The organism is uncultured Zoogloea sp. (genome assembly GCF_937894855.1).
Classification (GTDB): Bacteria; Pseudomonadota; Gammaproteobacteria; order Burkholderiales; family Rhodocyclaceae; genus Zoogloea; species Zoogloea oryzae.
Window position 1 is genome coordinate 1 of record NZ_CALAYQ010000062.1, and the last position, 23,302, is coordinate 23,302.

16 protein-coding genes and 2 pseudogenes are annotated in these 23,302 nt (G+C 66.4%); 1 reads left to right on the top strand and 17 read right to left on the bottom strand.

Annotated features, from left to right (window positions below):
* From Q0672_RS08070 to Q0672_RS08085, 4 genes and pseudogenes are all read right to left on the bottom strand, one after another.
* A pseudogene (locus tag Q0672_RS08070) lies at window positions 1-488 on the bottom strand (acetyl-CoA C-acyltransferase); the annotation flags it as partial.
* A 3-nt stretch (window positions 489-491) separates the two neighbouring features.
* Window positions 492-1,250 carry a crotonase/enoyl-CoA hydratase family protein gene (locus tag Q0672_RS08075; RefSeq protein ID WP_298621509.1) on the bottom strand — a complete coding sequence of 253 codons (759 nt, stop codon included), beginning with the start codon at window positions 1,248-1,250 and terminating at the stop codon, window positions 492-494.
* Between the two features lie 57 nt (window positions 1,251-1,307).
* Window positions 1,308-3,170, bottom strand: a complete 1,863-nt coding sequence (locus Q0672_RS08080) for a feruloyl-CoA synthase (RefSeq protein ID WP_298621510.1) — start codon at window positions 3,168-3,170, stop codon at window positions 1,308-1,310.
* 12 nt (window positions 3,171-3,182) lie between these two features.
* Window positions 3,183-4,304: pseudogene (locus Q0672_RS08085) on the bottom strand (ABC transporter substrate-binding protein).
* A 124-nt stretch (window positions 4,305-4,428) separates the two neighbouring features.
* Here Q0672_RS08085 and Q0672_RS08090 point away from each other — a divergent pair.
* Window positions 4,429-6,237 (top strand): acyl-CoA dehydrogenase, encoded by a 1,809-nt coding sequence (locus tag Q0672_RS08090; RefSeq protein ID WP_298621511.1) that lies wholly within the window; start codon window positions 4,429-4,431, stop codon window positions 6,235-6,237.
* Between the two features lie 537 nt (window positions 6,238-6,774).
* Here the strand turns inward: Q0672_RS08090 and Q0672_RS08095 are convergent.
* From Q0672_RS08095 to Q0672_RS08155, 13 genes are all read right to left on the bottom strand, one after another.
* Window positions 6,775-7,941: a hypothetical protein gene (locus Q0672_RS08095; RefSeq protein ID WP_298621512.1), complete on the bottom strand. Its 1,167-nt coding sequence runs from the start codon at window positions 7,939-7,941 to the stop codon at window positions 6,775-6,777.
* A complete protein-coding gene (locus tag Q0672_RS08100; RefSeq protein WP_298621513.1) occupies window positions 7,938-9,095 on the bottom strand; it encodes a PDDEXK nuclease domain-containing protein in 1,158 nt (385 codons plus the stop codon). Before Q0672_RS08100 ends, Q0672_RS08095 begins: the two co-directional genes overlap by 4 nt.
* A complete protein-coding gene (locus Q0672_RS08105; RefSeq protein ID WP_298621514.1) occupies window positions 9,092-10,927 on the bottom strand; it encodes a class I SAM-dependent DNA methyltransferase in 1,836 nt (611 codons plus the stop codon). Before Q0672_RS08105 ends, Q0672_RS08100 begins: the two co-directional genes overlap by 4 nt.
* Window positions 10,928-10,942: 15 nt before the next feature.
* Window positions 10,943-13,363, bottom strand: coding sequence for an EcoAI/FtnUII family type I restriction enzme subunit R (gene hsdR, locus Q0672_RS08110; RefSeq protein WP_298621515.1), 2,421 nt, complete (start codon window positions 13,361-13,363; stop codon window positions 10,943-10,945).
* 41 nt (window positions 13,364-13,404) lie between these two features.
* Entirely contained in the window at window positions 13,405-14,355 is a 951-nt protein-coding gene (locus Q0672_RS08115; protein WP_298621516.1) for a helix-turn-helix transcriptional regulator, read from the bottom strand.
* 56 nt (window positions 14,356-14,411) lie between these two features.
* Window positions 14,412-15,158, bottom strand: coding sequence for an ABC transporter ATP-binding protein (locus Q0672_RS08120; protein WP_298621517.1), 747 nt, complete (start codon window positions 15,156-15,158; stop codon window positions 14,412-14,414).
* An 11-nt stretch (window positions 15,159-15,169) separates the two neighbouring features.
* The gene (locus Q0672_RS08125; protein ID WP_298621524.1) at window positions 15,170-16,960 is read right to left on the bottom strand and encodes a branched-chain amino acid ABC transporter ATP-binding protein/permease; all 1,791 of its coding nucleotides are present in this window, start codon (window positions 16,958-16,960) and stop codon (window positions 15,170-15,172) included.
* 59 nt (window positions 16,961-17,019) lie between these two features.
* Window positions 17,020-18,057: a branched-chain amino acid ABC transporter permease gene (locus tag Q0672_RS08130; RefSeq protein ID WP_298621518.1), complete on the bottom strand. Its 1,038-nt coding sequence runs from the start codon at window positions 18,055-18,057 to the stop codon at window positions 17,020-17,022.
* A 251-nt stretch (window positions 18,058-18,308) separates the two neighbouring features.
* Window positions 18,309-18,893, bottom strand: a complete 585-nt coding sequence (locus Q0672_RS08135; protein WP_298621519.1) for a hemerythrin domain-containing protein — start codon at window positions 18,891-18,893, stop codon at window positions 18,309-18,311.
* A gap of 58 nt (window positions 18,894-18,951) precedes the next feature.
* Window positions 18,952-19,698: an ABC transporter ATP-binding protein gene (locus tag Q0672_RS08140; RefSeq protein WP_298621520.1), complete on the bottom strand. Its 747-nt coding sequence runs from the start codon at window positions 19,696-19,698 to the stop codon at window positions 18,952-18,954.
* A gap of 152 nt (window positions 19,699-19,850) precedes the next feature.
* A complete protein-coding gene (locus Q0672_RS08145) occupies window positions 19,851-21,686 on the bottom strand; it encodes a branched-chain amino acid ABC transporter ATP-binding protein/permease (RefSeq protein ID WP_298621521.1) in 1,836 nt (611 codons plus the stop codon).
* Entirely contained in the window at window positions 21,683-22,711 is a 1,029-nt protein-coding gene (locus tag Q0672_RS08150; protein WP_298621522.1) for a branched-chain amino acid ABC transporter permease, read from the bottom strand. The genes Q0672_RS08145 and Q0672_RS08150 overlap by 4 nt, the downstream gene beginning before the upstream one ends.
* 121 nt (window positions 22,712-22,832) lie before the next feature.
* A partial coding sequence (locus Q0672_RS08155) for an ABC transporter substrate-binding protein (protein ID WP_298621523.1) occupies window positions 22,833-23,302 on the bottom strand: 470 nt, incomplete at its 5' end.

Below are 23,302 nucleotides of genomic sequence, written 5' to 3' on the forward strand. Positions count from 1 at the left end.
GTGAAGGCTTCCCACAGGAAATCCTTGAACTCGATCTGCCCCATGCGGAAGCCGGCGCGGTGGGTGTAAGCCGCCACCGGATTGCGCGACATGGATTCGGTGCCCACCGCCAGCACCACCTGGGCGCTGCCGAGGGCGATCTGGTTGGCGGCCTGCACGATGGTCTCGAACCCCGTGCCGCAGATGCGCGTGGCGAGCATCGCCGGCGCGGTGGCCGGAACGCCGGCGTAAAGGCCGATGTGGCGCGGCAGGTAGTAGGCGTCGAAACCCGCCTGGGCCATGTTGCCGGCCACCACCGACTGCACGTCGGCGGCCGGGATGCCGGAGCGCTCGAACAGCGCCCGGGCGGCAAAGATGCCCATGTCGATGGGGTTCACGTCGCGCAGCACGCTGTTGTAATCCGCAAACGGCGTGCGGGCGCCGGCGACGAGGTAGATGTCGTCGTAGCGGGTGACCAGCGCGGCGGCGGTGAAATCTTCGTAAGCCATGGCTTAACCTTTCTTCCGGTTGAGGAATTCCTGCATGCGGCGGTTGGCTTCGTCGCTGCTCTGGGCGATCGCCGCTGCGAGGGATTCGGTGTAGAGGCCGTTGGCCATGGACATGTCGCCGATGTTGGCAACAGCGGTGATCGACGCCCAGTTGGAGAGCGGCGCATTGGTGGCGATCTGGCGGGCGAGCATCAGCGCTTCGTCCAGCGCCTTGCCCTCTTCCACCAGGTAGTGCGACAAGCCAAGGCGATAGCCGTCTTCGGCGTTGTAGCGGCGGCCGGTGAGCATCATCTCGGTCATGCGATCCGGGCCGATGATCTTGGAGACGCGCACCGAGGCGCCGCCGCCCACGAAGATGCCGCGCTGGCCTTCGGGCAGCTGGTAGAAGGTAGTCTTGTCGGCCACGCGCACGTGGGTGCTGGTGACAAGCTCCAGCCCGCCGCCCACCACCGCACCGTGCAGCGCCGACACCACCGGCCGGCCGCCAAACTGGATCTTCTGGAAGACCCGGTGCCACCACTGGGAGTGCTGCAGCACCTCAAAGGGCGAGCGGATCTGGTGTTCCGACAGATCCAGCCCGGCCGAGAAGTGCGCGCCCTCGCCCGAGATCACCACCACCGTGGCGTCGGCGCCAAGGCTGTCGAAGCAGGCTTCGAGATCCTCCAGCAGGCCGTTGTTCACCGCGTTGCGCTTGGCCGGCCGGTTGAGCCGGATGTGGGCGATGCTGTCGTAGGTGGTGACCAGGATGTTTTCGTAATTCATGCTCTTTTCCTTGTTGTGGCACGCGGGGGTGCTGTTCTCCCTGCTCGTGCGTGTTGCTCAGACGGCGCCCGCCGGCAGGATCACGCTGTGGTCCGGCTCGTCGGCGTGCAGGCGCAGCACCAGATCGGCGCGGCGCGTCAGCACGAGGCGCTGGTTGATGTAGCCCTTGTCGGTGATCTCCCCGGCGTCGATGGAGGGCGGCTCCACCAGCAGCATCGCCCGCGCCGCCGAACCCGCCGAACCGCCGCCCTCCTTCTTGAGCCGCGCGAGGCCGCGGGCGACCATCGCGCGCACCGAGGGCTGGTGCAGCAGTTCTTCCACCGACGCATCCGGCGGCAGGTTGGCGGAGAGCTTTCGCAGCTCGGGGATGTTCGGGAAGATCAAAAAGCCGATCTCGTCCCGGTCGTGGCCGGTGACCACGATGTCCTGGGCCACCGGCACGAGGGCGTCGAGGCCCTTCATGCGCAGCGCGCCCACGTGCACCCAGGTGCCGGTGACGAGCTTGAAGTCCTCGCCCACCCGCCCGTCGAAGAGCAGGCCCTTCTGGGGCTTGGTGGGGTCGACGAACTCCACCGCGTCGCCGATCTTGTAGAAGCCTTCCTCGTCGAAGGCGGCCTTCGAGAGCTCGGGCAGCTTCCAGTAGCCGGGCATCACGTTGTGGCCGCGCACCCGCACTTCCATCTTGTCGGCGGAAGGCACCAGCTTGAGCTCGGTGCCGGGGATGGGGATGCCGATCACCCCGGAACGCTCCGGCGCGAAGTGGCTGTCGGTGCATAGCGGCGCGGTCTCGGTCGAGCCCCAGCCCGACACCAGCGGCACCTGGAAGCCCAGGGTCTCCAGCGACAGGCGGTTGAGCTCGTCGTACAAGTGCTGGGGCAGCGCGGCGGCGGCGTAGAAGATCACCTGCAGGTTCTTGAAGAAAGCCCGGCGCAGGGATTCATCCTCATGGAGCGCCGACACCAGCATGTCGAAGCCCCGCGGCACGTTGAGATACACCGTGGGCGACACTTCGCGGAGGTTCTTCAGGCTGGTCTCGAACACGCCCGGCACCGGCTTGCCGGCATCCAGGTACAGCGTGCCGCCGTTACGCAGCACCATGTTGAAGTTGTGGTTGCTGCCGAAGGTGTGGCTCCAGGGCAGCCAATCCACGATCACCGGCGGCTGGGCTTCGAGGAAGGGCCAGATCTGCGCCTTGGCCTGCTGGTTGGAGCAGATCATGTGCTGGGTGTTGATCACCGCCTTGGGCGCGCCCACTGAGCCGGAGGTGAACAAAAACTTGGCAATCGTGTGGCCAGTCACCTGGGCGTAGGCGGCATCGACCGCGGCAGCGTCGGTGCGCTCCAGCAGCGCGGAGAACGGCACCGCGCCCTCGCCCGCACCACCGGCGGTGCCGGCCACCACCACCCCGTCGTGGAGCGGCGCGATGGCCGCCAGCGCCGGGGCGAAGCGGGCGTGGTGCTCCACAAAGATCACCCCGGGGGTGATGTGCTCGATGTTGCTCTTGAGCTTGGCGAAGTCCTTCGACACCAGCGAATAGGCCTGGGAGATCGCCGACACTGGCACGCCGATGTGCATCGCCGCCAGCATCAAGATCGCGTGCTCGACGCTGTTGTCGGAGAGCACCACCACCGGGCGCTCCACCGACAGCTTCTGCCCGAGCAGCCAGGTGGCCACGGCGCGCACGCGGGCCAGGGCCTCGGCGTAGCTCACCCGGGCCCATTCACCATCGGCACCGCGCTCGGCGATGAAGGTGCGCTCCGGCGCCTCGGCGGCCCAGCGCTCCAGGTGGTCGCCCAGTTTGGCCGGCACGGCGCCGAGGGTCATCGGCGAGCGCAGGATGCGGCTGCCGTCGGCGCGGTGCTCCACCATCACGGTGGCCGGCGCAAACAGCCTGCCGGGATCACGAATGATCGTCGTCATCGTCCGCGCTCCTTATTTGCCGGAAAGCATCTTCCACTCGCCGCCGGTCACGCGCACCAGCACCCGGGCGCGCTCGTCCAGCCCGAAGTGGTCGTTGGCGCTCATGTTGAACACACCGTGGGCGCCGGCGATCTCGCGTTCGGCCTCGATGGCGTCGCGCAGGCCCTTGCGGAAGGCGGGCGTGCCCGGCTTGCCGGCCTTGAGCGCGGCGGGCACGGCCTTCTCGATCAGCTTGTAGGCGTCGTAGGCGTAGGCACCGAAGGACGACACGCTGCCCGGGCCGTACTTGGCCTCATACAACTTGATGTATTCCAGCGCCGGCTTGTTGGAGGGGTGCGAATCCGGCAGCTGGGCCGATGGGCAGGATGCCGCCTTCGACGGCCTTGCCGCCGACCTTCAGGAATTCTTTGTTGGCCGCCGCGTGGGTCTGATAGATCTGGCCCTTGTAGCCGCGCTCGAACAGCGTGGTGTGGGGCAGCGCGGCCGGCGTGCCGGAGCCGGCGACCATCACCGCGTCGGGCTTGGCGGCGACCAGCTTGAGCACCTGCCCGCTCACCGAGGTATCCACCCGGTTGTAGCGCTCCACCGCCACCAGCTTGATGCCGGCGGCTTCGGTGGCGGCGGTGATCTGCTTCAGCCAGTCTTCGCCGTACGGATCGTTGAAGCCGATGAAGCCCTGCGTCTTCACGCCGGATTCACGCATGTGGCCCACCAGCGCCTTGGCCATCAGCGAGTTGTGCTGGGGCGCGCGGAACACCCAGGTGTTCTTGGCGGCGGGCAGATCCACCGGGCACATGGCCACCTGCGGGGTGGCGGTTTCGTTGGCCACTCCGGCGATCGCCGCGCAGGCCGGCGTGCTGGAGGAGCCGACCAGCACATCCACCTTGTCTTCGGTGACGAGCTTGCGGGCGTTCTTGGTGGCCTGGCCGGGGTCGGTGGCGTCGTCCAGCACGATGTAGTTGATCTTCTCGCCGGCGATGGTGGTCGGCAGGATCGCGAAGGTGTTCTTCTCGGGATGCCGAGGGACGCCGCAGGGCCGGTGGCCGAGACGGAAACGCCGATGTTGATGTCCGCCTGGGCAACGCCGGCGGCGGCCATCAGGACGAGGGCTGGCAGTGCAGTGTGCTTCTTCATGGTGTCTCCTCCGTGGGATTTGATCCCGTTTCTTGTATCAGATATGAGATTTTGAACCGCGAACAAAATATACTTTACAATACTCACGGATTGCAAGAGATCGTATGTGATATTCGGAGGAGACATGAACAATTACCAAGCCCCCCTGCGCGACATGCGCTTCGTCATTCATGAACTGGTCGGCAGCACCCCGATCTGCGCCCTGCCGGCCTACGCCGACTGCGACGCAGGGCTGATCGACGCGGTGCTGGAAGAAGCCGGCCGCTTTGCCGGCGACATCCTGTCGCCCCTCAACCCGGTGGGCGACCGGGAAGGCGCCCGCTGGCAAACGGGCGCCGACGGCATGGGCGAGGTGCGCACCGCCCCCGGCTTTGCCGATGCCTACCGGCACTTCGCCGAAGGCGGCTGGATGGCCCTGCCCTGCCCGCCCGAGTTCGACGGCCAGGGCCTGCCGCGCCTCCTGGCGGTGGCGGTGAGCGAGATGTGGAAGTCAGCCAACCTGTCGTTCTCGCATGTGGTCACCCTCACCCACGGCGCCATCGAGGCGCTGCTGATCGCCGGATCGGACGCGATGAAAGCCACCTGGCTGCCGAAGCTCGTCTCCGGCGAATGGACGGGCACCATGAACATCACCGAACCCCAGGCCGGCTCTGACCTCGCCGCCATCGCTTGCCGCGCGGTGCCGCAAGCCGACGGCAGCTACCGCATCAGCGGCCAGAAGATCTTCATCACCTATGGCGACCACGACATGGCCGCCAACATCGTGCATCTGGTGCTGGCCCGCACGCCGGACGCCCCGCCGGGGGTCAAGGGCCTGTCGCTGTTCATCGTGCCCAAGTTCATCCTCGATGCGGACGGCAAGCCGGGCGAACACAACGACGTGTATTGCACCTCCATCGAGCACAAGCTGGGCGTGCACGGCAGCCCCACCACCACGCTGGTCCACGGCGACCACGGCGGCTCGACGGGCTACCTGATCGGCGAGCTGGGCCGCGGGCTGGAGATCATGTTCGTGATGATGAATTCGGCGCGGCTCTCGGTGGGCACCGAAGGCCTGGGCGTCGCCCAACGCGCCTGGCAGCTGGCGTCGGAGTACGCGAAGGAGCGGGTGCAGGGCACGGACGTGACGCAAAAGGGCGGCAAGCCGGTCGCCATCGTCCGCCACCCGGACGTGCGCCGGCTGTTGATGACCCAGCGCGCCCACACCGAGGCGATCCGCGCGCTGGCCTACAGCGTCGCCGCGCTGCAGGACATCGCCCATCAATCGGACGACGCCGAGGCCCGCGCCACCGCCCACCGCCGCGTGGAGCTGCTCACCCCCGTGCTCAAGGGCTGGAGCACCGAGAGCGCGGTGGAGCTCACCTCCCTGGCGATCCAGGTTTTCGGCGGCATGGGTTTTGTGGAAGAGACCGGCATCTCGCAATACATGCGCGACGCCCGCATCACCCCGATCTACGAAGGCACCACCGCGATCCAGGCGGCAGACCTCGCCGGCCGCAAGCTCGCCCGTGACGGCGGCGCCGCGCTCGCCATGCTGCTGGCCGACATGCGCGCCGACCAGCGCACCCTCGCTGGCGCGGGCGACCCGCTCCTCGCCGACATCGCCACCCGCTTCGGCGCCGGCCTCGACGACCTGCTGGCCGCCAGCGACGTGCTCATCGCCCGCATGGGCGCCGCCCCCGCTGCGGCCCTCGCGGTGGCCGAGCCCTTCCTAAAGCTCGCCGGCACGGTGATCGGCGGCTGGCTGATGGCGAAGGCCGCGAAGGTGGCAAGCGACGCCATCGCCGCCGGCAGCAGCGATCCGTTCTACCGGGAGAAGCTCGCCAGCGCCCAGTTCTACATGGGCCACATCCTCCCGAAGAGCGCCGGCCTGCGGATCACCGTGGAATCGGATAACAGCCTGCTGCTTGGGCTGCCGGACGAAGCGTTCTGATCCAGCCTCAATTACCCGGCGCCATTCGGGATGCGCCGGGTGAAATTGCCAATCGCAGGTCGCAGATTGGCAATTTCACGCCGCGATTGGCAATCGACGGCGTGAACATTCGATTCTGTCGGCGGCGATTGCCAATCTCAGGCTGTGATTGCCAATTTCGCCCTGAGATTGCCAATCTCACCCTGCGATTGCCAATCTGCGCCCGCAAACTGTCAATCTGACAGGCCAAACCCTTGATGCACCCCGCCAATCCACCTGGCGGCAGGCGGATTGCCCGCCAGAGCGCTGCAAACGCAAAGGCGCCGCAGCGATTGGCCATCGGGGCATGAGAGAGGGGTTGTCATCCCGTCGAATCCCGCTGCCGCGCCTGCAGACCGGATCGGCGGAGCGTAGCCCGACAACGCAGCATCAGCAGGCAGGCGCGAGTGGATTGAAAGACCTCGCGCGGGCCGACCAAGCGGGTGGCACCCCGGATCATCCACGCCCCTTCCCGGGGGACAAGGACGGAGATGATTCAGCCGCAGCAGGCGCTGCTGCTCATTGGGCCGGCCCGGTGGCATCGGTGCCGAACACCCGCTCCAGCGTCGCGGGCAGCAGCGCGGCGTTGGCTTCGCGGATGGCGGCGTGTCTGGCCTTGAGGGCCTGCGTCCGTCGATATACCTCAAGCAACTTGAGCTGGGCAGCCATTGACGGGACCGGCATTTGGTAAGCCAGGAGTGCCGATGGCTGTAGACGGCGACGGCGGACGTTGGTACCGCCACTCAGTTCTGCCAACCCAGGCCAAACCTCAGGTGTGCGAAAGTAAATATCCAGCAGCTCGGGCAGTACTTCATCAGTGTTAATGGAAAACACCGGAAACTCTGGAGAGACGACCATCCCGTCACATTCCGGTGGCACGACCCCCAGCGCCCCCTCCCAAGCCATTAACTTTGGATAGGTAAAGTCACCTGCACGAACCGTCGTCAGTCGTTCGTACGCAAAATCACTGCCCATCTTGACCACACTGGGAAACACGCCACGACCGAACGAGTAGACGCCTGCGAAACGGTATTGAATGGTTCCATCAACCGTCACGTCGGGTTGGCGTTGGCTTACCAATTCCGACATCGGGCGCTTGCGAGGCTGTTCATTCGGAGGATGAAAGAGGTATGCCCTGACAAGCTGCTCCGCATCGTTCTCGATGGCGGCCAGATGCACCTCGACCTGTCGGGTCTTTGCGGCGAGGGCATCGAGACGGGCGACGAGGGCGTGTTGTTCGGCCAGTGGTGGCAGCGCTAAATGCTGATCTAGGAAGCGCCCCTCCTTTATGCGAACTCGGTTTGTAGTGCCCTCGCTCGCCGCCTTGCATAGTTCTGCAAAGGGAGCCGAGCGGACAAGCCAACCCATGAATGCCGCATCACAGCGCCGAGGATCACGAAGCTCAAAGGACGGGAAATCGTTACTGACGATCGCTCCGTCAAGCTCGGGCGGCACCAAGCCGATCGCGCCATTACGTGCGTCGATCTTCGACAATATCAATTGATCACGCCGGACAACCCTACGCACCGATGTAACGTCACTGCCAAGCACCTTACCCCGGCTGACAACACCCTTGCCCCATAGCTTGACCGTCACTTCATGATACTCAGTCGCCGGGTCGACGACGGCCAACTCGTCGGCACGTCGAAGCAACTCACCCAACGCAACTTTCGGCCACGCCTTCATTCCGCGCCCTCCCCGGCATCACCGCGCCCGATCCGTCGTGCCTCCAGCTCGCGCCGGGTCTTGTCCAGTTCGTCGGCCAGCAGCTTCTCATCGGGCAGCACGGTCTGGTATTCGGCGGCCAGCACCTTGTTGGGCAGGCCTTCCAGCGCGTAGTGGGCCTCGGCCGCGCCTTTTTCGGCGCACAGGATCAGGCCCACGGGCGGGTTTTCGCCGGGCTTCATCCAGTGCTCGCGGGCATAGTTGAGGTACAGGTGCATCTGGCCGGCGTCGGCATAGCCAAACCTGCCGACCTTGAGGTCGATGACGAGCAGACACTTGAGGCGACGGTGGAAGAACAGCAGGTCGACCCGAAACCATGCGTCGTCCAGCCTCAGGCGGCGCTGGCGGCCCACAAACGCAAAGTCGTCACCCAGCTCGAGCAGAAAGTCGGCCAGGTGCTGGATGAGTGCGTCCTCGAGTTCGGCTTCGGAGTATTCATCCTTGAGGTTGAGAAACTCCAGGATGAAGGGGTCCTTGATGGCTTGCTCGGGGGTGATGCCGTCATCCGGCAGGGCCGCCTCGCCCTGGCGCAGCATCGCGGCCTTGTTGTGCGACAGGGCGGTGCGCTCGTAGAACTGGCTGCTCACCTGCCGGTCGAGCTGGCGCACCGACCAGCCGCCGCGCAGGGCTTCAGTCTCATAAAAGGCGCGGGCCTGGAGGTTGCGTACCGAGAGCAGGCGCACGTAGGCCGACCAGGGCAAGGGGAACATCTGCGCCAGCAAGGACAGATCGATCGACTTGCGGGACAGCGCGTCGGCGATGGCCGTCGAAGCCGCGGATTGTGCAGACAGCGTCTGCACAATCCGGTCAGCGGGCCAGGCGAGGTAGAAGGCGCGCATCTGTGCCAGGTTGCGCCCGCCAAACCCGCGGCCAAAGGCTCGGGTGAGGTCGGCGGCCAGGCGCTGGATGAGGGCGTCGCCGTATTCGGCCCGCGCCTGCCCGCCCTGCTCGAACTCGACGATGCGCCGGCCGATCTCCCAGTAAGAGGCGGTCATCAGCGCATTGACACTGCGTGCCGCGGCGCGGCGGGCGGCCTCGAGCAGCGCGACGATGCCGCCGTGGACGGCTGCGTAGTCGGCCTGATCCAGGATGGCAGGGGTGCCGGGCGCGGTCATGCCTGCACCTCGGCAACCAGGGCCTCGATCTCGCCCAGAAGCCGCATCACTTCGGCCTCGTGGCTGCGCATCGAGGCGATCAGATCCCTGGGATCCGCGTGCTCCAGCCCCGCCTTGGCGTTGGGGTTCTTGATGTCGAGGTTGTAGATGGGCCAGTACAGCGCGTCGCCCTGGGCCTGCGCAGCCTTGGCGGCCGAGTCGTGGGCTTGCTGCGTGGCCTTGAGGTCACGCAGCCGCAGCTGGAGCTTTGCCTTGTCTTTGGTGCCGGCAGCCGCCAGCGCGCCCTCGGATTCGCGGATGGCCTTACTCAGCGCCATGGCGGCGGCGCGCTCGGCGCTCGCGTGATTCCAGTGCGGAGTGGCGGCTTCAAGGGCCGCAGCGCGGCGGGCGGCAAAATCCACCTTCCAGGCGTGGGGGCCTTCTTCACGGGCGCTCCACCAGGCCAGGGCCGGGGCAAACTCGTCGAACTGCAGCGGCGCGGTCTTGCTGTACTTCTTGCGGCCCTCGGGCAGCGGCAGCTCGTAATACCAGACGGTGTCGGTCGGGCCGCCACGCTCGAAGAACAGCAGGTTGGCCGGGATGTCGGTGTAGGGGGCGAAGACCCCTTGCGGCAGGCGCACGATGGTGTGGAGCCTGAACTCCTTGAGCATCTCCTCCTTGATGACGGCGCACACGCCATCGCCAAACAGCGTGCCGTTGGGCACGACCACGGCAGCGCGACCGCCGCGGAGGGCTGGCTTGCCGCCGGGCACCGGGGCGCCGGCTACCCGCAGCTTGCGCATGATGTACTGCAGGAAGAGGAGCGCGGTTTCAGCTGTCTGCATGGAGGCCGGGAAGTTGGCCTTGATGCCGACTTCTTCCTCTCCGCCGAAGGGCGGATTGGTGAGGATGACATCCACCCGCTCGCTGTGGCCGATCTCGTTGATGCGGCGCTCGAGCGTGTTGCCGTAGGCGATCTGCGGCGCCTCCAGCCCGTGCAACAGGAGGTTCATCTGCGCCAGCATGTAGGGCAGCGGCTTGGCCTCCTGGCCATACAGGGTGTCGCGCTGCAGGGTGCGGCGCAAATCGGGTGAGTTCACCTGTCGGGCGATGTGGTCGTAGGCCTCGACCAGAAAGCCGCCGGTGCCGCAGGCCGGATCGAGCACAGTTTCCCCCAGCCGCGGATCGGTCACCTGCACCATGAAGCGCACCACCGGACGCGGGGTGTAGAACTCGCCCGCGTCGCCAGCCGCGTCGCGCATCTCGCGCAGCATGGATTCATACAGATGCGAGAGGGTGTGGATTTCCTCGCTGGCCGAGAAATGGATGGCGTTGATCTTGTTGATGATGTCGCGCAGCAGATAGCCGCTGACCATGCGGTTCTGCACGCCCTTGAACACGTTGGCGATGACTTCGCGCTGGCTGCCCTTCTCGCCCTCGCCAGCGAGCCCCCGGAGGTAGGTAAACAGGCCCTTGCCGGTGCTGCCGTCCGCACGCCGGGTGGTCTCCTGGCCAATGAAGGCCAGCAGTTCGTCGCCGCTGATGCCATCGTCACGGGCCGCCCAGTCGCGCCAGCGGTAAGGGGATTCGATGATGGGCTGGTAGCGTTTGCCATCGAGTTCGGCTTCTTCTGCGTGAGCGATCTCAAGGTCGTCGAGAAACTTGAGGAACATCACCCAGGTGAGCAGCGGCAGGCGATCCACGTCGCCGTTGAGCCCCTTGTCCTTGCGCAGGATCTTGCGAGCGGTGCCGATCAGAGCCGAGAGGTTTTCGCGGGTGGTGAGCGGCGTGCGGGCCTTGCGAGGCGCACGGGCCTTCTTTTCGCCGGGCGTGGCGGCGGTATTTCTGACCATTGGGGTGAATTCTCGTTATTGGTAGAGCGCGTGCTGGAGCCGGACGACGGCGTCCTTCATGCCGCGCACGCCGCCAAAGTGGCGGGTGGCGATTTCAGTGGGATTTCCGTAGCGGTCGAAGGGCTTCACCTTCAGCAGCTCGGACAGCACATTGAACTGCAGGATGCCGCGCTCGATGTAGCGGTCGAGCAGCAGCGTGAGGATTTCGCGGGCGGTGTCGCCGTATTGGGCGAACAACTCCCGGGCCTGCCGCCTCGCACCGTCTGCGCGCTGCCGCCGGGTAAGCAGCGGCGCGTTCCAGGCCAGATGGCAAAGCAGGTCGAGGGGGTCGGCATCCGGTAGTTCGCTGTTGGCCGCCAGCTCTTCAAAGCTGATGCCCCGCCGGGTGAGTTCGCGCAGCACCTCGGCGCGGGTGTCGGGGTTGGCCCAGGCGGTTTGCAGCGCCTCGCGGGTGGGATAGAGGGTGCGAACGGAACGGCCGGAATACTCGGTGTACTTCACCACCTGCAGCTTCTTGCCGTCGGAGTCGAGGTCGTAGATGAGGTGGCCGATCACCTCCACCTCTCCGCCATCGACGTAGAACTTGCGCGGTTCGGGCGGAGGCTGGTTGATTGGCAGACCAGCGTCCGGCCCGAACTGCTCCTCGGTAAGCCCGTATTCGACTGGCAGATCATCAACTGGCACCTCGGCTTCATGCAGCGTCTCGGACTCCCCCACCGGATCGCCGGCCTCGTCGACGGTAACTTCTTCGATCCGGGCCGGCTCGCCATCGAAATCAGGGTCGGCAAAGTGACGCGTGGCCGTGCCGGTGAAGTCGATGATGTTGAAGTACTCCTTGCCGTAATCGACCTTCAGCCGGGTGCCGCGACCGACGATCTGCTTGAACTCGGAGCGGGAGCCCACCACCCTGGCCAGCGCCACATTCTTGACCATCTCGGCGTCCACGCCCGTGGTCAGCAGCTGGGATGTGGTGAGGATGACGGGCGTCGGCTTGTCCACGTCCTGAAAGTTCGACAGGTGGGTGAGGCCGATTGCGCCCTCATCGGCGGTGACGCGGCAGACGTAATCGGGGTACTGCCTGACAAGATCACTGTTCAGATTGAGGAGTTCCTGCCGCATCTCGGCCGCATGCTCCTGATCCACACAGAACACGAGCGTCTTGGCAAAACGGTCGGTGCCCTTGAGCAGGTCGGTGAGATGCCGGGCCATGGCACGCGTACGGGAGCGCAGGGCAACGACGCGTTCGAAATCCTTGGTCTGATATTCCTCGTCGGGCACGGGCCGGCCATAGCGATCCAGTTCGTTCTTGCTGGGGCGCCAGCCGGCGGCGTCCACGGTGGTGATGACCCGATGCACGCGATAAGGAGCAAGAAAACCGTCCTCGATTCCCTGGCGCAGGCTGTAGGTGTAGACCGGGTTGCCGAAATACGCGTAGCTGTCGCGGGATTCCTCGCGCAGTGGCGTGGCGGTCATCCCGAACTGCACCGCAGGCTCGAAGTAATCCAGCACTGCACGCCAGGCGCTCTCGTCGCGACTGGAGCCGCGATGACATTCGTCAATGATGATCAGGTCGAAAAAATCCGGGCGGTACTGGCGGAACACCTCGGCCCCAGCGGTGGAGAGTGCCTGATAGATGCCGAAGTACATGTCCCGGCCCTGGCTCGTGTCGCCGCCGGCGATCTTGTGGCGTGCATCGCCGAAGGGCGCGAACATTTTGGCCATCGGGTCATCGACCAGGATGTTGCGATCGGCAAGAAACAGAATCTTCGGGCGACGGTACTCGCCTGCGCGGTTCCAGCGGCTGCTCCAGAGCTTCCAGCAGATCTGGAAGGCCACACAGGTCTTGCCGGTGCCGGTAGCCAGGGTGGCGAGGATGCGCGTCTGACCGCGGAGGATCGCCTCGATCACGCGGTGGATCGCAATCTGCTGGTAGTAGCGCGGCACCTTGCCGGAAACAAGGTTGAAAGGCTCCAGCAGGTGGGCAGCCGCGTCCGGTGGGAGCAACTGCACCGCGGTCAAACGGGCAAAGAGCTCATCGGGTGTGGGGTAGCGATCGACCTCACGCTCGGTGCCAGCGGTGTAGTCAATCTCGATGATGCGCGGGCCGTTGGTGGCATAGGCGAACTTCAGCCCGAGAATCTCGGCGTACTCACGCGCCTGCTGTACGCCGGCCTCCGCCGGCACATTGCTTTCCTTGGCCTCGACCACGGCCAAGGGATAGTCCCGGCGGTAATACAGCAGGTAGTCAGCCCTTTTCAGCTTGCCGCGCCGAACCTTTCCCCCCGCGACGATGATGCGGCCGTTGGTGAAGCTGCGCTGCTCGCCGATGGCATGGGGCGCGCTTCCCCAGCCGGCCTCCATCAAGCGGGGCGTGACGAGCACCCGGCAGGTGTCCGCTTCGGTGATCAGACCATCCCGTACGATCTCGCCCTTCATCGTGTCACCCTTCGCTCAAATCTGACGGTTTGAACGGGCGGTCAGCCCGCCATCTGCCCCACGATGCGCGCCACCACCTCATCCACCGTCAGCCGCGTCGTATCCACGTCGAACGCGGCCATGCGGTAGAGATGGTCGCGCGCTTCGAGCGTGCGGTGGATGTTGTCCATCGCCTCGCGGTGGAGGGCCGGTTTGGCGATGCGGATGTCGTGCTGATCCATCACCCGGCGGAAGTGGGTGTCGGGCTCGGCGTGGAGCCACACGGTGAAGAAGGAGTTGAGCAGGATCTCGTAGGTGAGCGGTTCGGCGACGATGCCGCCGCCGGTGGCGAGCACCACCTGCGGGTGCTTCACCACCACCTGCTCCAGGCAGCGCCGCTCCAGGTTGCGGTAGCCGGACTGGCCGTAGAGCGTGATGATCTCCTGCAGGCTGAGGCCGGCTTCTTCTTCCACCTCGCGATTGAGCTCGACGAAGGGCCGGCCGAGGCGCGTGGCCAGGGCTTGCCCGACGGTGGACTTGCCCGCGCCGCGCAGCCCGGTGAGCACGATGCGATCCTTGCGCACACCTTCGGCGGGCTGAAAATCCGCAAAGATCTGTTCGCGGATGCGCGCGAGGTTGGACACCGGCTGGCGCTTGAGGAATTCGACGATCAGGTTGAGGTCGCCGGCGCGGGCTTCTTCGTCGCCGAAGAGGCTCGCCACCGACTGGTTGAGGGCCTTGGCCACCTTGCCCAGCACCACCACCGACACGTTACCCTGGGAGCTTTCCATGCGCGCCAGATGCGGCAGCGACACGCCGGACTGCTCGGCCAGGTTCTTGCGCGTCATGCCGCGCTGGCCGCGGAAATGGCGGATATTGCGGGCCAGCACCGCCAGCAGCGCCGCCGAATCCGCATCCAGCCCGGCCGCCGGGCTTTCGGCTGGTACGTCGGCCTGCACTTCCGTCTGGACTTCCTTCTCGTCCTGCTCCGCTGCCACGATGTCGCCTGTCATTTTTTGCAATCGCACATTTTAGCGCCTGACAGGCGATCGCCCAACGGTTCGACGTGTTACGTGGCCAGCATGTCCTGGTGCTTGCTGCCGAAGCCCAGATAGGCCTCAACCACCCGCGGGTCGTCGGCGAGATCGGAAGCCTTGCCTTCCATCGCCACCGCGCCCATCTCCAGCACGTAGGCGTAGTCGGCCACCTGCAGCGCGGCGCGGGCGTTCTGCTCCACGAGCAGGATCGACACGCCCCGCTCCCGCAGGCCGGCGATGATGCGGAAGATCTCCCGCACGATCAGCGGCGCGAGGCCCAGGCTCGGCTCGTCGAGCATCAGCAGCTTGGGCTTGCCCATCAGCGCGCGGCCGATGGCGAGCATCTGACGTTCGCCGCCCGACATGGTGGCCGCCGCCTGATCGCGCCGCTCCTTGAGCCGCGGGAAGAGCTCGAAGACTTCATCCATCGTCTTGGCCTGATCCCGGTGCCCCTGGCGGTAGCGCTGGAAGGCGCCCAGCAGCAGGTTGTCCTCGACGCTCATCTCGCCAAACAGGTCGCGCTTCTCGGGCACCAGGGCGAGGCCCTGGATCACCCGCTTCTCCACGTTGGCGCGGCGCTGGGCGTGGCCGTCGAAGACGATCCGCCCGGAGGAGTTCATCAGCCCCATGATCGCCGCGAGGCTGGTAGTCTTGCCGGCGCCGTTGGGGCCGATCACCGTGACGATCTGCCCGGCGCCCACCGTGAGGCTGACGTTATGGACCGCCTCGACCTCGCCATAATTGACCCGCAGGTCCTGCACTTCTAGCAGCGTGCTCATTCCACCGCCGTTCATTCCACACCTCCCAGATAGGCCGCGAGCACGCGCTCGTTCTGCTGGATTTCCTCCGGCAGGCCCTCGGCGATCTTCTCGCCAAACTCCATCACCACGATCCGATCGACCAGCCCCATCACGAAGTCCATGTCGTGCTCGACCAGCAGGATCGCCACGCCTTCGGCCTTGAGCTTCTTGAGCAGCTCGCCCAGGGCCTCCTTCTCCTTGAAGCGCAGGCCGGCGGCGGGTTCGTCCAGCAGCAGCAGGCACGGGTCGGCGGCCAGCGCCCGGGCGATCTCGACGATGCGCTGCTGGCCCAGGGCCAGGGAGCCGGCCTCGTCGTGCATGTGGGCTTCGAGCCCCACTCGGCGGATCTGCCGGGCGGCTTCGGCCAGCAGGCGTTCCTCTTCCTTGCGGTCGAGGCGCCAGGCGGCGGGGAAGACGCCGGTCGAGCCGCGCAGATGGGTGCCGATGGCGACGTTCTCCAGCACGCTCATCCGCGGCAGGAGGCGCACGTGCTGGAAGCTGCGGCTCATCCCGAGGCGGGCGATCTCGCGGGAGTCGTGCCCCGCCACCGCCTTGCCATTGAAGATGATCTCGCCCGAGGTGGGCGTATCGACGCCGGAGATCTGGTTGAACATGGTGCTCTTGCCGGCGCCGTTGGGGCCGATCAGCGCCAGGATCTCACCGGCCTTCACGCTGAAGTTCATGTTGTTGTTGGCAACGAGGCCACCAAACCGGCGCGTCACATCCTTCACTTCGAGGATCGTCTCGCCGCGGGTCGGCATCGCCCGGCGCGGCAGCGCGGCGGCGGTTTCCGACACCGGCTTGGGCGGCGCCTTCACCCGCAGCACGCGCAGCACCGCCGGCCACATGCCCTCCCGCGCCCGGTGCAGGATGAGCAGCAGCAACATGCCGAAGATGATGATCTCGAAGTTGCCCGAATGGCCAAACACCCGCGGCAGGAAATCCTGCAGCCACTGGTTGAGCAGCGTCACCAGCCCGGCGCCCACCACCGCGCCCCACACGTAACCGGCGCCACCCACCACCGCCATGAAGAGGTATTCGATGCCGTGGTGCAGGCCAAAGGGCGACGGATTCACCAGCCGCTGCATGTGGGCGTACAGCCAGCCGGCCGCCGCCGCGTGCAGCGCCGCGATCACGAAGATCACGATGCGCGAGCGGGATGTATCCACGCCCATCGCCTCGGCCATCACCACGCCGCCCTTGAGCGCGCGGATCGCCCGCCCCTCGCGGGAATCCAGCAGGTTCTGGGTGGTGACCACCGCCGCCAGCAGGAAGGCCCAGATCAGGTAATAGATCTCCGGGCCTTCATCCAGCGCCCAGCTGCCGATGCGGATCGGCGGCAGGCCCGAGATGCCGCTCTGGGCCCCCAGGAAATCCAGCGTGCCAAACAGGAAGTACAGGCTGATGCCCCACGCGATGGTGCCCAGCGGCAGGTAGTGGCCCGACAGCCGCAGCGTGAGCGAACCCAGCAGCAGCGCGATGAGCCCGGTGATCACCAGCCCGACAACCAGGGTGAGCCACGGCGACGCGCCGGCCCAGGCGATCCAGCCCGGCAGGCTGGTGGACGTGGTGAGCACCGCGGTGGTGTAGGCACCCACGCCCACAAAAGCCGCCTGCCCGAAGCTGGTGAGCCCGCCCACACCGGTGAGCAGCACCAGCCCCACGGCCACCAGGGCCGAGATGCCGATGTAGTTGAGCAGGGTGACGTAATAGGGCGGCAGCACTGCCGGCAGCACCGCCAGCACGGCCACCACCGCCAGGAGTCGAAGTACGTTCTTCATCGGGCTGGCAGCCCCTTGCTGCGGCAGCGCGCTGCCGGCCGACGTTTGCACATGGGTGTTCATTCCTCGTCCTCCACGTGATGACTGTTGAAGGAGCGCCACAGCAGCACCGGGATGATCAGCGTGAACACCAGCACCTCCTTGAAGGCACTCGCCCAGAACGACGAGAAGGATTCCAGCAGGCCCACCAGCACCGCGCCGGCCGCCGCCAGCGGATAGCTCGCCAGCCCGCCGATGATCGCGGCGACGAAGCCCTTCAGGCCGATGAGGAAACCCGTGTCGTAGTAGATCGTGGTGATCGGCCCGATCAAGAGGCCCGAGAAGGTGCCCAGCAGCGCCGCCAGCAGAAAGGTGAGCTTGCCGGCGACCACCGGCGAGATGCCCATCAGCTTGGCGCCGGATTGATTCACCGCCGTCGCCCGCAGCGCCTTGCCATAGATGGTGCGGGCGAAGAAGGCGTACAGCCCGACGATGAAGGCCAGCGAGCAGCCCACCACCCAGATCGTCTGCAGGTTGATGGTGAACTCGCCGAAAGTCAGGCTGCCCTCCGAGAACGGTGCGGTGCGCACGCCCTCGGCGCCGAAGAACACCAGCCCCAGCCCGGTGAGGATCAGATGCACCGCCACCGAGGCGATCAGCAGCACCAGCACGCTGGTGTCGGCGATGGGCTGATAGGCGATGCGGTAGATCATCGGCCCCAGCGGCACGAGGATCGCCAGGGTCAGCGCGATCTGCGCGACCATCGGCAGGCCGCTGCCATCCACGCTGTACAGCAACGCGGCCAGCGCCAGCGGATAGGCGAGGTTCCAGCCCACGAGGCCGCCGACGCCTTCCATGTCCTTGTCGCGCACCCGGCCGATCAGGTCGATCGCCGCCACGAAGGCGCCCATCGCTACCAGCAACCACACCGTGGCCGGCACCTTGCCGGCCTGCAGCGCGGCCAACGTGAGCGCCCCGAAGGCGACGAACTCGCCCTGGGGAATGAAGATCACCCGGGTGACCGAGAAGACGAGGACCAGGGCCAACGCCAGCAGGGCATAGATCGCCCCGCCGGTCACCCCGTCCTGTCCGAGTATCAAAACGATTCCTGCATCCAAGGCCGAACCCCTCTCCTTAACCAGACTACCGTCAAGCCGCATCTAATATTTGATATAAGCGGCACCTATTCTCCAACAAATATACTTTATACGATATCTTTGAGCTGCAACAACTCTTTTTTGATATCTTTTATGAGCGGCGCACGTATCGAACACTCAAAAAAGAACCGGCCACCTGAAATCAGGTGGCCGGTTCGTGGCGATCAGCGCGGCAGGAAGGCAGGCTCCGCGGGCGGCGGAGCCGGGTCAGCTCACCCCCGGTAAGGCCCGGCGCCAAGGCCGATGGGCGCGGGCGCGGCGGCGACGAGCTTCGAGAACACGTCGGCGAAATCCTCCGGCTTGCCGCGGGTGCCGCTCATGGGGTCACGATCCTGGGTGAAGGCGCGATCCACCTCGGCCCAATCTTCGGCGGTGAGCACCTTGCGGGCCAGCGGCAGGGCTTCGCGCTCTTCCAGCAGCATGTGGCTGCGGTAGAAGTCGGCGTAGTGGTCGAAGGCGGCGGCGAAGTCGGCGAGCTTGGTCGGATCGGCGGCGTAGGCGGCCAGCGCCGCCTCCAGGGCCTGGATACGCTCGGCCGAGGCCTGGTGCTGGCGGTCGAGCTCGGCCAGGGCTTCGGCGCCTTCGCTGGTGCGGGCCTTGAGCCGCGCGAAGAGGATGTCTTCCTTCGGGTGGTGGCGCTTCTCGGGGTAGGCGTCGAGGTAGTGGATCATCGCCTCGAAGAGCCGGAGATCAGGCTGCAGGCGGCCGGAGACGACTTCCTTGAGCATGAAGCGGACGGCATGGAGGATGGCGGCGAGGGACTGGTGTTCGTCGCCGAGGATGCGAAGGGCTTCCATCGGAAGGGTTCTCCTGAAACGGGGCAGCGCCGCAACCGGCCACGCCGCCCCCGGTTGCTCACGTGGCCAGCATGGCCTGGTGCTTGCTGCCGAGGCCCAGATAGCTCTCGATGACGCGGGGGTCGTCGCGCAGAGACTGGGCCTCGCCGTGCATCTTGATGCCGCCGTTTTCGAGCACGTAGGCGTAGTCGGCCACCTGCAACGCGGCGCGGGCGTTCTGCTCGACCAGCAGGATCGACACGCCGCGGCGGCGCAGCTCGGTGATGATGCGGAAGATCTCGCGGACGATCAGCGGCGCCAGGCCCAGGCTCGGCTCGTCGAGCATCAGCAGCTTGGGCTTGGCCATCAGCGCGCGGCCCACCGCCAGCATCTGGCGCTCGCCGCCCGACATGGTGCCGGCCGCCTGGGTACGGCGTTCCTTCAGGCGGGGGAAGAGCGCGTACACCTCTTCCATCGTCTGCAGGTGGTCGCGGTGGCCCGTGCGGTGGCGCTGGAAGGCGCCCAGCAGCAGGTTGTCCTCGATGCTCATGGAGCCGAACAGCTCGCGCTTCTCGGGCACGAGGTTCATCCCCCGCACCACCATCCGCTCCACTTCCGGCACCTGCTCGATGCTGCCGTCGAAGGCCACCTCGCCCCTGGACGGCAGGAGCCCCATGATGGCCGACAGGGTCGTCGTCTTGCCGGCGCCGTTGGGGCCGATCACGGTGACGATCTTCCCCTCGCCGACCGTGAGGTTCACATTGCTCACCGCCTCGACCTTGCCGTAGGCGACGGAGAGGTTCTTCACTTCAAGTACGTTAGCCATCACAGGCCTCCTGCCGGGCCGCCCCAAAGGAGGCCTGCGCCCCCCTGGGGGGTGAGGAAGGGGTTTCGCAGCGCAGCGCGCTGTGCCTTCCGAACGGCTTGGCTGTGCAAAGCCAAGCATCCACGAACAAAGTGAGCGTGGGGGTCGTCACCTCAGACACCCCCCAGATAGGCTTCGAGCACGGCCGGATCTTTCTGCACATCCTCCGGCAGGCCTTCGGCGATCTTCTCGCCGAACTCCATCACCACCACCCGATCCACCAGGCTCATCACGAAATCCATGTCGTGCTCGACGATGAGCACCGCCATGCCTTCGGACTTGAGACGGCGCAGGAGATCGGCCAGGGCCTGCTTTTCCTTCAGGCGCAGGCCGGCGGCGGGTTCGTCCAGCAGCAGCAGGCAGGGGTCCGAACACAGGGCACGGGCGATCTCGAGGATGCGCTGCTGGCCCAGGGCCAGGCTGCCGGCTTCCTCGTACATGAAATCCTTGAGGCCGACGCGCTCCACCTGGATCGCGGCCTCCTTCAGCAGGCGCGCCTCCTCGTCCCGCTCCAGCCGCCAGGCGGCGGGCACGACGCCCTTGCTGCCGCGGCGGTGGGCGCCGATGGCGACGTTCTCCAGCACCGTCATCTTGGGCAGCAGGCGCACATGCTGGAAGGTGCGGCTCATGCCCAGCGCGGCGATCTCCCGCGAGCTGTGGCCGGCCACCGACTTGCCGCGGAACAGCACCTCGCCGGATGTCGGCGTATCCACACCCGAGAGCTGGTTGAACATCGTGCTCTTGCCGGCGCCGTTGGGGCCGATGAGCGCGAGGATCTCGCCGGCATTCACGTGCAGGCTCATGTTGTTGTTGGCGACGAGGCCGCCAAACTTGCGGGTGACGTTCTTCGCTTCGAGGATCGTCTCGCCCATGGGCGGCTGGGGCTTCTTCGGCAGATCCAGCGCGGCGCGGTCGATGGCCTTGGGCGCGGCGCGCACCGGCACGAGGCCGGCGATCAGCGGCCACAGGCCGTCGCGGGCGCGCTGCAGCACGATCACCATCATCACGCCAAACACGATCACCTCGAAGTTGCCGGCGCTGCCGAACACCTTGGGCAGGATGTCCTGCAGCCACTGCTTGAGCACGGTGATCACACCCGCCCCGACGATAGCGCCCCACACCTGCCCCGCGCCGCCGACGACGGCCATGAACAGGTACTCGATGCCGATGTGCAGGCCGAAGGGCGTCGGGTTAACAAAGCGCTGCATGTGGGCGTAGAGCCAGCCGGCGGTGCACGCCTGCAGCGCGGCCAGCACGAAGATCACCATCCGCGCGCGGGACGTATCCACGCCCATCGCCTCGGCCATCACCATGCCGCCCTTGAGGGCACGGATCGCCCGCCCCTCGCGGGAATCCAGCAGGTTGTGGGTGGTGTAGAGAGCGATCAGCAGGAAGGCCCACACGAGGTAGTAGTAATGCCGGTTGTCGAGCAGCTCGACGCCGAACAGGCTGACCGGCGGAATGCCCGACATGCCACCGTGGCCGCCGAGGAACTCCATGTTGCCGAACAGGAAATACAGGCTGATGCCCCAGGCCATCGTGCCCAGGGGCAGGAAGTGGCCGGAGAGCTTGAGCGTCACCGAGCCGAGGATGATCGCCACCAGCGCGGTGAGCACCAGCCCGGCGACGAGCGACAGCCACGGCGAGGTGCCGGCAAAGGCCAGCCAGCCCGGCAGCTCCTGGGACGTGGTGAGCCACGCGCTGGTGTAGGCGCCGAGGCCCACGAAGGCCGCCTGACCAAAACTGGTGAGGCCGCCGACGCCGGTCAGCAGCACCAGCCCGAGGGCCACCATCGCCGACAAGCCGATGTAGTTGAGCAGGGTGACGTAGAAATCCGGCAGCACCAGCGGGGCCGCCGCCAGCAGCACCAGGAAGGCAGCGAGCACGCTGCGCGGGCCGATGCGCGAGGCGCCGGCAGGCAGCACCTGGGTTTGGGCAGGCGAGTTCATTCTTCTTCCTCCACGTGGTGGGAAGTGAGGGAGCGCCAGATCAGGACCGGGATGATCAGGGTGAACACGATCACGTCCTTGAAGGCGCTCGCCCAGAAGGACGAGAAGGATTCGAGCAGGCCGACGAGGATCGCGCCGCCCGCCGCCAGCGGATAGCTGGCGAGGCCGCCGATGATGGCCGCGACGAAGCCCTTGAGGCCGATCAGGAAGCCGCTGTCGTAATAAACCGTGGTGATCGGCGCCACCAGCACGCCCGACAGCACGCCGATGACGGCCGCCAGCAGGAAGGTGAGCCGCCCGGCCAGCGCTGGGGAGATGCCCATCAGGCGCGCGCCGTTGCGGTTGATCGCCGTGGCGCGCAGGGCCTTGCCGTACAGCGTGCGGTCGAAGAACAGGTAGAGGCCGACGATCAGCACCAGCGAGGCGACGATCACGAAGATCGTGTGGCCGCCGACCACCAGCGAGCCGATCTCCACCTGGGCTTCGCTGAAGGGCGTGGTGCGCGAACCTTCCGGGCCGAACACCAGCAGGCCCAGCCCGACCATCGCCAGATGCACCGCCACCGAGATGATCAGCAGCACCAGCACCGGCGCCTCGGCCACCGGCTGGAAGGCCACCCGATAGAGCATCGGCCCCATGGGCACCACGATGGCGAGGGTCAGGATCACCCGCAACCCGGTGGGCAGCGACGCCAGCGGCACCAGCCACAGGATCGCCGCCATGGCCAGCGGATAGGCGAGGTTCCACAGGGCCGAGCGGCCCAGGGTGCGCCGGCCGGTGGCCGAGAAGGCATCGACGGCCAGCGTGAGTAGGCCACAGCCCACCAGCAGCCACACGGTGCCGGGAAAGTTGCCAGCTTCCAGCGCGGCCATGGTGAGGGCGCCCCAGGCCAGCAGCTCACCCTGGGGAATGAAGATGACCCGGGTGACGGCGAACACCAGCACCAGCGCCAGCGCCAGAAGGGCGTAGATGGCACCGTTGGTGACGCCGTCCTGACCGAGCATCGCAATGATTTCGGCATCCATGAACGGACTCCTGACGCGGCGCAAGCCTGCGCGGCGGTACGACGGGTGGGATCGGAGGGAAAAACGCCTCCGGGCGCGGGAGCGGACGGGGTCCGCCGGCCCGGAGGTCAGGCGCCGGTTCTTACTTGACCAGCTTCCAGTGGTTGTTCTCGACCTTGATCAGCACGATGGCGCTGGGGTCGTAGCCGGCGTGGTCGGTGGCGGACATGCTGTACACACCGTTGGTGCCGACCAGCTTGTTCTTCTCGATGTTCTCGCGCACGGCGGCGCGGAACTCCGGCGTGCCCGGCCTGGCCTTGCCCTTCAGGGCGTTGCCGAGGGCGTTCTGGAGCAGCAGCCAGGCATCCCAGCTGGCGCCGGCGAAGGTGGAGCGGGAATCCGGGCCGTACTTGGCTTCGAGGGCCTGCACGAAGGCCACGCCGTTCTTCTTGGTCGGGTGGGTGTCGGGCAGTTGCTCGGCCACCAGCACCGGGCCGACCGGGATCAGCGCGCCTTCGACGGCCTTACCGCCGACGCGCAGGAACTCCTTGCTGGTCACGCCGTGGGATTGGTAGATGCGGCCCTTGAAGCCGCGCTCGCGCAGGGTGATCT

Excerpts from the sequence above, each read along its gene's own strand:
- Q0672_RS08075 (WP_298621509.1), bottom strand. The coding sequence starts at position 1,250 with ATGAATTACGAAAACATCCTGGTCACCACCTACGACAGCATCGCCCAC.
- Q0672_RS08080 (WP_298621510.1), bottom strand. The coding sequence starts at position 3,170 with ATGACGACGATCATTCGTGATCCCGGCAGGCTGTTTGCGCCGGCCACC.
- Q0672_RS08090 (WP_298621511.1), top strand. The coding sequence starts at position 4,429 with ATGAACAATTACCAAGCCCCCCTGCGCGACATGCGCTTCGTCATTCAT.
- Q0672_RS08095 (WP_298621512.1), bottom strand. The coding sequence starts at position 7,941 with ATGAAGGCGTGGCCGAAAGTTGCGTTGGGTGAGTTGCTTCGACGTGCC.
- Q0672_RS08100 (WP_298621513.1), bottom strand. The coding sequence starts at position 9,095 with ATGACCGCGCCCGGCACCCCTGCCATCCTGGATCAGGCCGACTACGCA.
- Q0672_RS08105 (WP_298621514.1), bottom strand. The coding sequence starts at position 10,927 with ATGGTCAGAAATACCGCCGCCACGCCCGGCGAAAAGAAGGCCCGTGCG.
- hsdR (WP_298621515.1), bottom strand. The coding sequence starts at position 13,363 with ATGAAGGGCGAGATCGTACGGGATGGTCTGATCACCGAAGCGGACACC.
- Q0672_RS08115 (WP_298621516.1), bottom strand. The coding sequence starts at position 14,355 with ATGACAGGCGACATCGTGGCAGCGGAGCAGGACGAGAAGGAAGTCCAG.
- Q0672_RS08120 (WP_298621517.1), bottom strand. The coding sequence starts at position 15,158 with ATGAGCACGCTGCTAGAAGTGCAGGACCTGCGGGTCAATTATGGCGAG.
- Q0672_RS08125 (WP_298621524.1), bottom strand. The coding sequence starts at position 16,960 with ATGAAGAACGTACTTCGACTCCTGGCGGTGGTGGCCGTGCTGGCGGTG.
- Q0672_RS08135 (WP_298621519.1), bottom strand. The coding sequence starts at position 18,893 with ATGGAAGCCCTTCGCATCCTCGGCGACGAACACCAGTCCCTCGCCGCC.
- Q0672_RS08140 (WP_298621520.1), bottom strand. The coding sequence starts at position 19,698 with ATGGCTAACGTACTTGAAGTGAAGAACCTCTCCGTCGCCTACGGCAAG.
- Q0672_RS08145 (WP_298621521.1), bottom strand. The coding sequence starts at position 21,686 with ATGAACTCGCCTGCCCAAACCCAGGTGCTGCCTGCCGGCGCCTCGCGC.
- Q0672_RS08150 (WP_298621522.1), bottom strand. The coding sequence starts at position 22,711 with ATGGATGCCGAAATCATTGCGATGCTCGGTCAGGACGGCGTCACCAAC.